This window comes from Sulfurimonas xiamenensis, from assembly GCF_009258045.1.
In the GTDB taxonomy this organism is placed as follows: domain Bacteria; phylum Campylobacterota; class Campylobacteria; order Campylobacterales; family Sulfurimonadaceae; genus Sulfurimonas; species Sulfurimonas xiamenensis.
Map to the genome: position 1 here is coordinate 522,589 of NZ_CP041166.1, position 13,188 is coordinate 535,776.

Sequence of the window (13,188 nt, forward strand, 5' to 3'; positions counted from 1 at the left end):
TTTCAAATTTTTTTTAAGTAGTTAATTATTTAAATTTGTATAGAATCTTTTAATATAAAAATAAAAGGTATCTTGTGAAAATAAAAAATAGTATGTATCTATTTCAGATAATATTTTCACTTTTTATCTTCTTCTGTTTGGCAATCTCTTACACAACTTATAAAAACTATTATTTAAATGATTTAGACGAATATATTGATAAAGAGATAGAACTTTATCAAAAATATCTATCATCCTCTTTAAAATTAGTCTCCTTAAAGTATGAAGGAAACAAAAATATTTTTTATAATATACATGAAAAAGCGCTGCAAATATTAAAAAAAAATCCTGATACGGATTTGGCAACTTTAAAAAAAGAGTTGCAAAATGAGTGCAAATTAAAAAATTTTGAAATAGAGGCTTTTTTAATTGATGAAAATTATAAAATTTTCGACACAACATTTACTCAAGATATGGGGCTTAATCTCTCAATTATAGTAGAAGCAAAAGAGTATTTAGATAGAACCAAAAAAGATGGCAATATCTATATTGCAAATAATGTCTCCGAAGATGCTTTAGATGGAAAATATAAACTTTACTCCTATTCAAAATTAAAAGAGGGAGTTTTTTTAGAGTTAGGATTTGTAGATACTGAATTTCATAACAATATTTTTAATGCTTTAGACAAAAATTTAGATTTAAAACTTTACAGAGTAACATCCGTAAATGGATTTCAATACTATTATGATATTGCTAAAAGAGATAGTTATATATCAAAAAAGGAATATTATCAAAGTTTAAAAAAATTTGATATAAATAAACAAAGCAGCGATAAAATAATCAACACAGCAAGAGAAAAAAAGATAATAAAAGATACACAAGGGAAGATAATCAGAGTTTATGTGCCTATACTTGATTATAGAAAATTTGTTAATTCATTTTGGCATTATGATATTGTTATGAGTTTTGATATTGATATAAGTAAAAAAATAGAAACTCTAGAAAAATTTGAAAATATTATTATAATTTTTTTGACATTTATGTTTATGTTTTTGACATTTATGTTTTATTGGTTAAATAAAAATTTTACTCAACCGATTAAAGAGATAGAAAATGCAATGACCGCTTCAAAACTAGTTGATAACATTAAAAATGAGAATGAGATAGGGCATATAGCGCAAGCATACAATAAACTGCTTACAAACTTACATAATAAAATAAAGAAAAATAGAGAGTTGATTCGTATTGATTTTTTAACAAAAGCGAAAAATCGAAAAGCATATCATGAAAATGTTTTAGAACTTCTATCTCTTTATAAAAGATATCAGATACCATTTTCAATTATGCTCTTTGATATTGATAATTTTAAAGAAGTTAATGACACATATGGTCATAGTGTCGGCGACGATGTTTTAAAAGATATCACAAGGCTGGTAAAGTCTGAGATTAGGGAGAGTGACTTTTTATATAGAGTTGGCGGAGAAGAGTTTGTTGTTCTTTTCCCTCAAACTTCTTTACAAAGTGCAAAAAAAGTTGCTGAAAAAATAAGAAAAATTATACAAAACAATCTTAATACCATAGAAAATAGAACAATTACCATAAGTATAGGAGTGTGTGAAGTTGAAGCGGATGATATAGGAGATTCTCTTTATAAAAAAGTTGACCAGCTGCTCTACAAAGCAAAAAAGAGCGGAAAAAACAGAGTTTGTTGCGAATGATGAAAAAAGAGATTTTAGAGCGTTATGAGAGAGCTGATAGCGGAGAGATAATTATTGATGTTTCAACGCAGAAAGTGGAAGATTTATATAGCAAATTTGATAAAAAATCTCACTTTTTAAAAAAAGATCTTAATCAAGATTTGGTAGAGTATATCATTGATTGCGCTATGGAAATTGGGGAAGAAAAATTTATAATATGTTTTAATTTTGAATCACAGATAGAAGATACATCTGCTTTAAAACTTCAAAATAGCGTTAATAGATTTTTTTTATATCTGCAAGAACATGAGCGCACAAAAATGAAGGACATGCTTAAAAAATCAGTAACTCTGCTTTTTATAGGAGCATTTATAGCTACAATTTCTGTGTTTATGCATCAAAGTGAGTTAATGAATAGAAGTATCGGATATGCCGTTATGGCAGAAGGATTAACAGTTGCCGCATGGGTCTCTTTATGGGAAGCTTTAGCCACTTTTTTGATTAAATGGGTGCCTTATAAAAAGAAAATTTCACTCTATAAACGCATCGCAAATGCTAAAATCAGGTTTAATTTTAATGCTAAATAAATTTTAAAACCAGTTCCTGAATAAATCAGGTTCCAGTTTTATCTAGCTTGCTTTATAGCTTCAAGGGCTGCTTCATAGTTGGGTTCAGCCGTAACCTCTTTTACAATCTCTTTATAAACGATAGTTCCGCTTCTGTCAATCACAAAAACAGCTCTTGCGCTTAATCCTTTTAGCTTATTGTCATCCATTAGAACACCATAGGCTTTACTTACATTTTTGTCCAGATAATCACTCGCTACTGCAAGGTTTTCAATGCCGCTGGTTGTACAAAAACGCTCTGAAGCAAACGGCAAATCCATTGAGACAACTGTTGTTTCGCAGATATCCAGGTTGTTTACATCTTCGTTAAATCTTCTTGTTTCAGCAGCACATGTGTCTGTATCAAGAGAAGGAACGGTTATAAGCAGCTGTATTTTATCTTTTGCTCCGCCGATTTCTACACTGTTCAAGTCAGTTCCTATTGCATTGACAATCGGTGCTTTGTCTCCTACACCAACTGCATCGCCTGCTAAATTTACGATTGAGCCTTTGAACATTGTTGTTTGCATAAATATTCCTTAGATTTTTTTTAATTATGTTATCATAAAAATTATGTAATTTATCTTTTATTATTTTAATTTTAAATACAATTGTAAAAATTTAACAACAAGAGTATATATGCAAAACCCTTTTGAAACAGATCAAATTAAAAATTATCTACTTTTTTATGTAGGTATAGTTGCAATAATGGTTCTATTTTTTATTGCAACCACTCTTTTTCATGATACAAAAGATATTGAAAAGAAAGTATTTAACATAGAACAAAATAGCATAAAATCCACAGATACAAGAGAAAAAGAGGAGCAAGACCCCATAAAAAGCAGGTTTAAGCTTTTAGATAAAACTTATTGATCTTCTTTTGTAACTATGTATAGCTGCTCGTGATTTAAACTCTTTAGTATATCCATTACTGCAACAAAATCTTGAAATTTAGATTCTTTATCGCTTCTAAGAACAACTGTCTGCTCTTTTGAAATTGTAGAGAGTTCTGTTTCAAGTGCTTTTAGATCAACTCTTTTCTCTTCGATAAAAAGTTCTCCTTTAGCATTTATATAAATGGTCACCTCTTTTTTCAATTCTTCTTTTGTTGATGCTTTTGCAGTCGGAAGTTCGATAGGAATAATGCCTTTGCTTACAAATGTTGCCGTTGTTAAAACCATAACCAAAAGGACAAGCATGATATCGATAAAAGGAATAACATTTATCTCATCAAATCTTTTTCTCTGTTTTTTACATTTTGCCATGATTAGTTACTTGCTTTTTCTTCTTGATTTACATCAAATATAGTCAATATTTTCTCTACTTTGCGAAGCAGTATAGTATAAGCGACTATTGCCGGCATTGCAACAATAAGTCCCATGGCAGTAGCTTTAAGAGCAAGAGCAAGACCTACCATGATTTTTTTAGCATCTATAGCACTGGCGTCACCCATTGTATAAAAGGTAAGCATTATCCCGATAACAGTTCCCAAAAGACCGACATAGGGCGCATTGGAGCCTATCGCACTTATAACACTTATGTTATTTGTCAAATCCATCTCTAAAATATCTCTATGCGTATATTTTTCAACATCTACGGTACTGTAAAACATCATTCTCTCTATAAAAAGCCAAAGAGTAACAATACTCATAAGAACAAGAAGACCTATGACTCCATAATCTAGAGCTGTTTCCGAATACGCTAAAATATTTTTTTCCATTAATTTTCCTTAAATTTTAATATAACTACTGTTCCTATATTAGGTTTTGATCTAAACTTTAAAACAATATTGTTTGTATCGCAAAATCTTTTTACCATACCGAGCCCTATTCCAAAACCTTTTATGCTTTCATTGCTTTGGTAGTAATCATCAAAAATTCTTAAAAGTTCCATTTCATCAATTCCGCAACCATAATCTTGTATATAGAGAGCAGAATCCTGCAATTTTATACTTATTTTGTGAATATTTTGTGAATATTTCACTGCATTGTCTATAAGATTGTCAATTACTTTTGATAAGCCTACTTTATCATTGTAGATTTGTGTAGGTTCAACCAAAAGATCAAATTCTATATGAGGAAAAATATGCTTAATAAATTCAACTCTGCTTTTTAAAAGTTCATCGAGATTTATTATCTCATATGTTACATTTGAACTTTGCAATTTTATCATATAGTCAAGTTCATTATATCTTTGTTGAAGCATTTCACATGCATTTTCAATTCTTGAAATTCTTTTTATATCTTTATCACTGTTTAAATTCTTTTTTAACATATGGATATTTGTCATAATAGTGCTGATAGGAAGGTTTAGTTCATGCAGCGTCTCTTTTGATAAATTTTGAAGATTTGTTACATGCTCAACAAGTGGATCTATTGAGAGCTTGGCAAGGATAATTCCTGCAAAAGCAATTAAACAAAGCAGTATAAGAAGTAACAAAAGAATATTTTCTATTTTTATAATTTCTATAAAATAGTATAAGATAGTAACTATAGAAATAGCAGTTAAGAGATAATAAACAAAAACAATAATGCGAAGATTACGAAACAAGCTTGTATCCTATGCCTCGAATATTTTCAATAGTTACTTCAGGAATCATTTGTTTTATGCGATTTACATAAACTCTTAGTGCCCCGTCGCTGGCTTTTTCGTTATGGCTCCACAGCTCATTTAAAATCAGTTCTTTTGGTACAGTGTTGTTTATATGCTTCATAAGGAGTGCAAGTAGTTCATACTCTTTTTTTGAGAGTTCTAACTCTGCATTTTTATATAAAATGCGTTTATGAATATAATCATTGCATAATAAACCTATACATTCAATATTGTTGGATGTGGCTCTTTTTAAGAGTGCTTTTATGCGAAGAAGCAACTCTTTTGTATTAAACGGCTTGATTAAAAAATCGTCTCCGCCGCATAAAAAGCTTTTTTCCAGCATCTCTTTATCTTTATGTGAAGTTAAAAAAATGGCAGGAGTATTGTCGTTTGAGTCTCTTAACTCTTTTAACAGAGTTGTTCCATTTATAAGCGGAACATTGATATCAAGAAGATAGAGATCAAATTTTTGTGAAAATGTAATATCCATAGCACTCTGCCCATTTGGGACATGAACAACTTCAAATCCACTCTCTTCGAGCAAATCCACAAGAGTTTCTGCAAAAAGCATATCATCTTCAAGCAATAAAATTTTACTCAATGCTTTGAATTGCCCAGTTTATAATTTTATCGCTGTACATAGGAACAACACCGTTATAATCTTTAGGTACAAGAAAAGGTCGTTTCTCTAAAATAACCTCTTTAAATTCAGGGCAGATTCCATATATGTTTTGTGCATTGTCGCTGACAAATGCTTGAAGATTCTCAAGCTTGTTATACTGTTCAAAAATTTCACATAAAAGCTGAAGCGCTATAGGTGCGGTAAAGATTCCGGCTGCACATCCAGCGCTCTCTTTCTTCTCTCTCGAGTGCGGTGCAGAGTCCGAGCCGAACATAACTTTAGGATGCGCCTCAAGTGCAACTGAGAGAAGTGCATCCAAATCTTCTGGGCGTTTAGCTATTGGTTTGCAAAAATTATGAGGCATCATCATGCCGCCTATTACATCATCAAGCGTTAGAAGCAGGTGGTGAACGGTTATGGTCGCATAAAGATTTTTATATTTGTCTAACATATCCACAGCCGCCTTGGTTGTGATATGCTCCATTATGATTTTTAAGTTTGGAAAATTTTTGGCAAGCAGTTCATAAACACTCATAAATTCTGCTTCTCTATCCATAACAAAGCCGTCAGTCTCTCCATGAACACAAAGAGGAATTCCTAAATCACTCATCGCCTCAAGCGTTTCACGCATCTCTTCAATATCAAAAGATGAAACGCCTCCCTCTGAATTTGTTGTAATTCCTGCAGGGTAAAGCTTTATGGCCGTTATATGTTCAGCTATGCCTGTTAAAAATTTTCTATCGTAATTTTTATAAAAAAGTGTCATATATGGTTCAAAAAAATCATTTGGAATTGTTGCCATAATTCGCTCTTTGTAAGCTTTTAAACTTTCAAGGCTGTCAACTGGAGGGACTAGGTTTGGCATAACCAACCCTCCGCTAAAGCTATAAGCACTTAGAGGAGCAACATTTTCAAGCATTACACCGTCTCGAAGATGCAGATGCATATCAAGAGGCATTAAAAGAGTATGAGTTTTCATTATTTTCCTTCAGTAAATCGGTCTATTTCTTTTTAATTGTATCAAAAATCATCTATTTTATAAAGATTCTTTTGCTTTAATAATCAAATCGTTTATCGCTTTTTCATAGAGTTTGACCTCTTTTTGCGAGGTTGATTCAAAGCGGGTGACTAAAACCGGCGTTGTGTTTGAAGCGCGAACAAGTCCCCATCCATGCTCAAAATTTATGCGAACACCATCAACATCAATAATGTTTTTGATGGCAGGAAATGATTCTGGAGGGCTTTTTAGAAGCTCTTTAACTTTGTCGATGATTTTAAACTTCTCGCTCTCTGTCGTGTGAACTTTTATCTCCTCTGTTGAGAAGACTTTCGGAAGTTTTGCAAGTTCATCATCCAAATTTATTCCATCATTTATAAGCTCTAGCATTCTAAGAGTTGCATAGATGGCATCATCATAACCAAAGTAGCGATTTTTGAAAAATATATGTCCGCTTACTTCACATGCAAGATCTGCATTTGTCTCCTGCATCTTTACTTTTAGATTAGAGTGACCGGTTTTATACATAATGACTTTGGCACCGCGGCGCTCAAGCTCATCATACATAACTTGTGAGCATTTTACTTCACCTACAACGGTCGGCTTATCCATTTTCATCGCAAATAAAAGAGCCATCATATCGCCTTTTATATTGTTTTTATGGGTTAGTACTGCAATTCTGTCAGCATCTCCGTCATAAGCAAAAGCGATGTCGCCTTCTTCTTCTAAAAGCTTTTTGACATCTTCTAGGTTATGCTCATCCGTTGGATCTGGATGATGGTTTGGAAAAGTACCGTCAGGCTCAACATATAGCCCTTTTGTATTGAGATTCAAAGCGCTGAATATCTTCTCTGTCACAACTCCGGCTACGCCGTTTCCGCAATCGTAAACAATTTTTGTCGGCATATTTTTTAGATGTTGAAACTCATTGACTAAAAAGTCAATATATCTTGTGAGAGCATCTATTTTTGTGACATCTCTTTCTGTTTTTGGAGGAAGGTTCATCTCTTCACATTCTCGCCCAAGGGCATAAATCTCTTCTCCAAAAAAAGGTGCTTTGTTTATGGTGATTTTAAAACCGTTGTATTCACTAGGATTGTGTGAACCTGTAATCATTACTGAAGCAGAGGGAGTAATTCCGTCAAACTCGTTGTAGTTGCAAAAGTAGTTAACGGGAGTCGGAACAAGCCCCATATCGAGTACTTTTTTGCCTCCGGCATTGAGCCCCTGAACCAAATACTCAAAGAGGATAGGGGAGTGGTTTCTGGCATCATAACCGACAGCCACATATTCACCCTCTATTTTAGAAGCCAGTGCATAACCTATACGAACAACACTCTGTTCATTTAACTCTTTTTCGTAAATTCCTCTTATATCATACTCTCTGTAAATACTCACTTTTTTGCCTTTTGTGGTTGTATAAATGTAATTTTACAATAAATCACTTTAGAATCATATAATCAATACTATTAGAAATTGAAATAGTTGTTTTTTAAAAAAAATATATCTTGTTTAGCACCTAATATTTTTTTTCAATTTTACCAAAGAGAGATTTGTTATAATGAAAAGAATTTCAATATAATAAAGGTCGTTTATGAATCTCTTTTTAAAATTTTTTACACTTGTTTTTTTCCTGTTTTTTTCATCTCAGTTGAGTGCTCAAAACAGTGTAAGTGAAACCACTGACAAGTCACTGGAGAAGCCTTTGGTTGAGAGATATATTTTAGATGAGTTAAAAGATTTGCGTGTCGAAACCATAAAATTGAAAGCAGATGTTGAAAAAAGGCTCTCTAGAGCTGAGATAGAGCAGACTGACAGAGCTGCAAGATATATAACAGATACAATAGGAAATGTTTTTTATCTTATAGCGGCTGCTACATCCATACTTATTTTTGCCGGTTGGAACTCTCTTAGAGATATTAGAAGTAAAACTGAAAAAATTGTCGAAGAGAGAATCGACACTATTACAAAAAAGTACAACACTCAACTTGAAGCTTTGCAAAACACACTCTCTCAGCAGTCAAAAAAGATACTTGACAATCAAAACAAAATCTACAACACCCAATATATTCACTCCTTGTGGATGCGCTCAAATTTAGAGACAAATCCACAGTCAAGAATAGATATTTATGATGAAATTTTAAAGATAAATGATAATGATGCTGAAGTTTATGCTTATAAAGCGGATGCTGTTTTGGATATGGATGAGTATGAGTGGGCGCTGAGTCTTAGCAACAAAGCCATAGAGATAGACCCTCAGTATGGGTATGCTTATTGGCAGCGGGCATGTGCAAATGCAGTTCTTGGCAACAAACATCAAGCCATAGAAGATCTTCAGACGGCAGTAGAGAACTCGCCGCAGTTAAAAGATGAAATCAATAATGAAAAATTATTTGAAAATATAAAAGAGAGTGAAGAGTTTAAGAAGGTTGTCGCGCTTTTTAATTAATAAAAGCTGAGATGCCAATATGCTATTATTGCAAAAAAATAAAGAGAAATTATGAGCGAAGCAAAAACAATTTATCTAAAAGATTATAAAGCACCGGAGTTTACTGTAAAAACATGCGATTTGGTTTTTGAACTCTTTGAAGAGTATACGCAGGTTACAAATCTTATGCAGATTGTAAAAATGGATAAAAGTGCTAAAGACTTGGTGTTAGACAGTGTTGAATTAGAATTGGTCGAGATTCATTTAAATGATGTAAAACTTGAAGAGGAGAGATATGTTGTTGAAAAAGAGAGTTTAAGAGTTTTAGATGTGGAAGATGAGTTTAAACTTATCATTATTAATAAAATTTATCCGCATCGAAACAGTGAACTTGAAGGACTCTATAAATCTGGCAACATTTTTTGTACACAAAATGAACCTGAGGGCTTTAGAAGAATAACTCCTTATATAGATCGCCCTGATGTAATGGCGGTGTTTAAAACTACGCTGGTGGCTTCAAGAGAAAAGTATCCGGTACTTCTTAGCAACGGAAATACTGAATCAAACTTTAAACTTGATGACGGAAGACATGGCGTTACATGGAGTGATCCATATCCAAAACCCTCCTATCTTTTTGCTTTGGTAGCAGGAGATTTGGGTGTTGTAAAAGATAAGTATATTACTGCAAGCGGGAAATATGTAAGATTAAATATTTACACTGACAAAGGGAATGAATCCAAATGCAAACATGCTATGAAATCTTTAAAAGAAGCGATGCAGTGGGATGAAGAAAAATATGGCAGAGAGTATGATTTGAGCCTTTACAATATTGTTGCGGTTGATAGTTTCAATATGGGAGCAATGGAGAACAAAGGACTTAATATTTTTAACTCTGCTTATGTTTTAGCGGATGAAGATACGGCTACTGATGCCAACTTTATGGGTATTCAAAGTGTTATTGCGCATGAGTATTTTCACAACTGGACGGGAAATAGAATTACATGCAGGGATTGGTTCCAATTAACTCTAAAAGAGGGGCTTACAGTATTTCGCGACCAATGCTTTTCTGCAGATTTAAACTCAAAAGAGGTGCAGCGCATAGAGGATGTAAAAGCTCTTAGAGAGCGACAGTTTGTTGAGGATAACTCTCCGATGGCGCATCCGATTCAGCCTGATTCTTACATGGCGATAAATAACTTTTATACGGCAACTGTATATGAAAAGGGCGCTGAGGTTATCCGCATGCTGCATACTCTTTTAGGAGAGCAAAAATACCGTAAAGCAATGGATCTCTATTTTGATACATTTGATGCTCAGGCTGTACGCACAGATGATTTTTTATGGGCGATGAGTAAAGCCGGCGAGATGAATCTCGAACAGTTTAAGAGATGGTACCATCAGTCAGGCACGCCAAAGTTGGATGTAGATGAAAAATTTGAAGACGGTACTTATACTCTTACTCTTATACAGAAAATACCTCATGCAGTAGATGGCAGTGAGCAGAAACCACACTTTTTTCCTTTAAAGATTGGACTTTTGGATGAGAGCGGAAAAGAGATTTTAGAAAAAACGCTTCTTATCTCAAAAGAGAAAGAGGAGTTTCTATTTAAAACCTCTTTTAAGCCCGTTTTGTCTATAAATAGAGACTTCTCTGCCCCTATTATTATTGATCAAAAAGAGACTCATTATGGATTTTTGATGAAGCATGATACAAATAGTTTTGCCAAGTATGAAGCAGCGCAATTGTTTGGTATCCAAATTATAGAATCTCTTATGCAAGGCAATGATATAAATGATGAGTATGTAAGAGCTTATGGGCATATTTTAGAGAGTGATTTAGATATTTCTTATAAAGCTCTGTTGCTTGAGCTCCCAAGTATATCTGCGCTGATGCAGAGACAAAATGTTGTTGATTTTGAACTTATTTATGATGCGATAGAGAAGCTTCAAAAACATTTGGCGTCACTTTATAAAGAGAAACTTTTAGAGATATATAGTAAATTTCATAATCCTTTATGCGTAGATCTTGATGCAAATAGCATAGGGAGCAGAAGTATAAAAAATCGTTGTTTAAAACTTCTCTCGTCACTAAAGAGTAATGAAATGGCAGTGATGGCAAATGAGCAGTACAGCAATTCACTAACTATGACAGACAAAGTTGCAGCACTTGATATTTTAGAAAATATATCGTCTGAGTATTCTGCTGTTGCATTTAAGCATTTTCACGACAAATATAGACAAAATACACTTGTTATGAATAAATATTTCTCTCTTTTAGCGGCTTCTCATAGAGAGGGTACCTTAGAGCGTGTAATCGCGCTTCAAAAGGATGCGGCATACAATGAACTTGTGCCAAACTTGGTTCGCTCTCTTGTTGGAACATTTACTCGAAACTATAAATATTTTCATGCAAAAGATGGAAGCGGATATAAATTTGTAGCAGATAAAATTATAGATATAGATAAAATAAATCCGCAGATGGCTTCATCTCTTGCCGGAGCATTTAAAATCTATAAAAAATTAAATGTTCAAAACAAAAAAATGATGAAAGTAGAGTTAGAGCGTGTAGTTTCTACACACTCTCTTTCAAAAAATGTTTATGAAATTGTAAGTAAAATTATAAAAAATCAATAATTTTTTTTATAATAAAAGGGCAAAAACTCCCAGAAATAGGACTTTTTCTTTCTGTTATAATTACAAAGAATAATAATTATTTCTTATTTTATAGATGATATTTCCATTTTTTTTGATATCATAGATAAGAAGTTTTAAAACTTTTTATAAAAAGGATGTTTTTATGGCAAGATTAGTTGTTCTTGGTGGAGGTATTTCTGGTCATACGGCTGCGACTTTCGCAGCAAAATGGTTAGGATCATCTCATGAAGTAGTTGTTGTTACTCCAAATTCAAAATGGAACTGGATTCCTTCAAATATTTGGGTAGGTGTTGGTGAAATGAAAAAAGAGGAGGTCACTTTTGAATTGGCTCCTATTTATGCAAAAGCCGGTATTAATTATAAACAAGCAAAGGCCGTCTCTATTAATCCAGAGGGTGATGAATCAAATAACAAGCCTTTTGTTACTATTGAGTATACGCTTGATGGGCGTGAAGGTGAAGTTGAGAATGTAGAGTATGATTATTTGATCAATGCTACAGGTCCAAAGCTCAATTTTGGTGCAACTCCGGGGCTTGGAGATGCTAACGGGTTGGGTGAATTTACCGTCTCTGTTTGTACAGCGGATCATGCAACACATGCAAATGAAGAGTTTCAAAAATGCATAGAGAAGATGAAAAAAGGTGAGCGTCAAAAGTTTTTAATCGGTACCGGACATGGTCTGTGTACTTGCCAAGGTGCTGCATTTGAATATATTTTTAATATTGAACATGAGTTAAATAAAGCCGGTGTTCGTGATATGGCTGATTTAACATGGATTTCAAATGAATCATTCCTTGGTGATTTCGGTGTCGGCGGATTACATATGAAGAGTATGGGATATGCAGTTAGTTCAAAAATTTTCGCTGAGTCACTTTTTACAGAGAGAAATATTGATTGGCTAATTGGTGCTCATGTAAATAAGGTGGAAAAAGGAAAAGTACACTATGAGCTGCTTGACGGTTCTATGGGAGAAGAGGAGTTTGACTTTTCAATGTTGATTCCTCCGTTTGCGGGTGTTGGTCTTAAAGCTTACGGCAAAGACGGTTCAGATATTACAAATACAGTTTTTGCTCCAAACGGTTTTATGAAAGTTGATGCTAATTATAATGCAGGTGCTTATGAAAACTGGAAAGCAAGTGATTGGCCGAAAACCTACCAAAATCCTACATATAACAATATGTTTGCCTGCGGTATAGCATTTGCGCCTCCGCACCCTATCTCTAAACCTATGAGTTCTCCAAATGGAACACCTATTAATCCTACACCTCCTCGTACGGGTATGCCATCTGGTATTATAGGCAAAGCAGTGGCGCGCAGTATCTGCGATAAAATATTAAAAGGTGAAAATGCACCTTTACATGAGATTTCTATGGCTCATATGGGTGCTGCTTGTGTCGCATCTGCAGGAAAAGGTCTTTTTGACGGAACTGCTGCTGCAATGACAATTTATCCTGTTGTTCCTGATTTTGAAAAATATCCGGGAACTGGTCGCGATACGGATTATACTTTTGGCGAGATTGGTCTTGCTGGTCACTGGATTAAACATATCCTTCATCATGTGTTTATTTGGAAGGCTAAGTTAAAAACCGGCTGGACGATGATCCCAGAATAAA

13 protein-coding genes are annotated in these 13,188 nt (G+C 33.6%); 6 read left to right on the forward strand and 7 right to left on the reverse strand.

Going from position 1 to position 13,188, the window contains the following annotated elements:
• Nucleotides 1-74: 74 nt before the first annotated feature.
• Nucleotides 75-1,697, forward strand: a complete 1,623-nt coding sequence (locus FJR47_RS02800) for a GGDEF domain-containing protein (RefSeq protein ID WP_152298956.1) — start codon at nucleotides 75-77, stop codon at nucleotides 1,695-1,697.
• The gene (locus FJR47_RS02805; RefSeq protein WP_152298957.1) at nucleotides 1,697-2,263 is read left to right on the forward strand and encodes a hypothetical protein; all 567 of its coding nucleotides are present in this window, start codon (nucleotides 1,697-1,699) and stop codon (nucleotides 2,261-2,263) included. The genes FJR47_RS02800 and FJR47_RS02805 overlap by 1 nt, the downstream gene beginning before the upstream one ends.
• Before the next feature lie 38 nt (nucleotides 2,264-2,301).
• Here the strand turns inward: FJR47_RS02805 and tpx are convergent, their stop codons facing one another.
• Nucleotides 2,302-2,811 carry a thiol peroxidase gene (tpx, locus tag FJR47_RS02810; protein WP_152298958.1) on the reverse strand — a complete coding sequence of 170 codons (510 nt, stop codon included), beginning with the start codon at nucleotides 2,809-2,811 and terminating at the stop codon, nucleotides 2,302-2,304.
• A gap of 109 nt (nucleotides 2,812-2,920) precedes the next feature.
• Here tpx and FJR47_RS02815 point away from each other — a divergent pair, with 109 nt between their 5' ends.
• Entirely contained in the window at nucleotides 2,921-3,154 is a 234-nt protein-coding gene (locus tag FJR47_RS02815; protein WP_152298959.1) for a hypothetical protein, read from the forward strand.
• On the opposite strand, the gene exbD is transcribed toward FJR47_RS02815, so the two are convergent.
• The 6 genes from exbD to FJR47_RS02845 are packed head-to-tail and all read right to left on the reverse strand — an operon-like array spanning nucleotide 3,148 to nucleotide 7,890.
• On the reverse strand, nucleotides 3,148-3,546 hold the full coding sequence (exbD, locus tag FJR47_RS02820) for a TonB system transport protein ExbD (RefSeq protein WP_152298960.1): 399 nt from the start codon (nucleotides 3,544-3,546) through the stop codon (nucleotides 3,148-3,150). The two genes, FJR47_RS02815 and exbD, sit on opposite strands and share 7 nt — an antisense overlap.
• Nucleotides 3,547-3,548: 2 nt before the next feature.
• Nucleotides 3,549-4,001 (reverse strand): TonB-system energizer ExbB, encoded by a 453-nt coding sequence (gene exbB / locus FJR47_RS02825; RefSeq protein WP_152298961.1) that lies wholly within the window; start codon nucleotides 3,999-4,001, stop codon nucleotides 3,549-3,551.
• Nucleotides 4,001-4,831 carry a sensor histidine kinase gene (locus FJR47_RS02830; RefSeq protein ID WP_152298962.1) on the reverse strand — a complete coding sequence of 277 codons (831 nt, stop codon included), beginning with the start codon at nucleotides 4,829-4,831 and terminating at the stop codon, nucleotides 4,001-4,003. The genes exbB and FJR47_RS02830 overlap by 1 nt, the downstream gene beginning before the upstream one ends.
• On the reverse strand, nucleotides 4,821-5,474 hold the full coding sequence (locus FJR47_RS02835; protein ID WP_152298963.1) for a response regulator transcription factor: 654 nt from the start codon (nucleotides 5,472-5,474) through the stop codon (nucleotides 4,821-4,823). Before FJR47_RS02835 ends, FJR47_RS02830 begins: the two co-directional genes overlap by 11 nt.
• Nucleotides 5,467-6,474 (reverse strand): dihydroorotase, encoded by a 1,008-nt coding sequence (gene pyrC / locus FJR47_RS02840; protein ID WP_152298964.1) that lies wholly within the window; start codon nucleotides 6,472-6,474, stop codon nucleotides 5,467-5,469. Before pyrC ends, FJR47_RS02835 begins: the two co-directional genes overlap by 8 nt.
• A 57-nt stretch (nucleotides 6,475-6,531) precedes the next feature.
• Entirely contained in the window at nucleotides 6,532-7,890 is a 1,359-nt protein-coding gene (locus FJR47_RS02845; protein ID WP_152298965.1) for a phosphomannomutase/phosphoglucomutase, read from the reverse strand.
• A gap of 196 nt (nucleotides 7,891-8,086) precedes the next feature.
• On the opposite strand from FJR47_RS02845, the gene FJR47_RS02850 reads away from it, so the two are divergent.
• The 3 genes from FJR47_RS02850 to FJR47_RS02860 all read left to right on the forward strand — a co-directional run bounded on the left by FJR47_RS02850 (nucleotide 8,087) and on the right by FJR47_RS02860 (nucleotide 13,187).
• Complete coding sequence (locus FJR47_RS02850; protein WP_152298966.1) at nucleotides 8,087-8,941, forward strand: tetratricopeptide repeat protein; 855 nt, start codon at nucleotides 8,087-8,089, stop codon at nucleotides 8,939-8,941.
• 51 nt (nucleotides 8,942-8,992) lie between these two features.
• Nucleotides 8,993-11,554 carry an aminopeptidase N gene (pepN, locus tag FJR47_RS02855; protein WP_152298967.1) on the forward strand — a complete coding sequence of 854 codons (2,562 nt, stop codon included), beginning with the start codon at nucleotides 8,993-8,995 and terminating at the stop codon, nucleotides 11,552-11,554.
• A gap of 163 nt (nucleotides 11,555-11,717) precedes the next feature.
• Nucleotides 11,718-13,187 carry an NAD(P)/FAD-dependent oxidoreductase gene (locus FJR47_RS02860; RefSeq protein WP_152298968.1) on the forward strand — a complete coding sequence of 490 codons (1,470 nt, stop codon included), beginning with the start codon at nucleotides 11,718-11,720 and terminating at the stop codon, nucleotides 13,185-13,187.
• Nucleotide 13,188 lies beyond the last annotated feature (1 nt).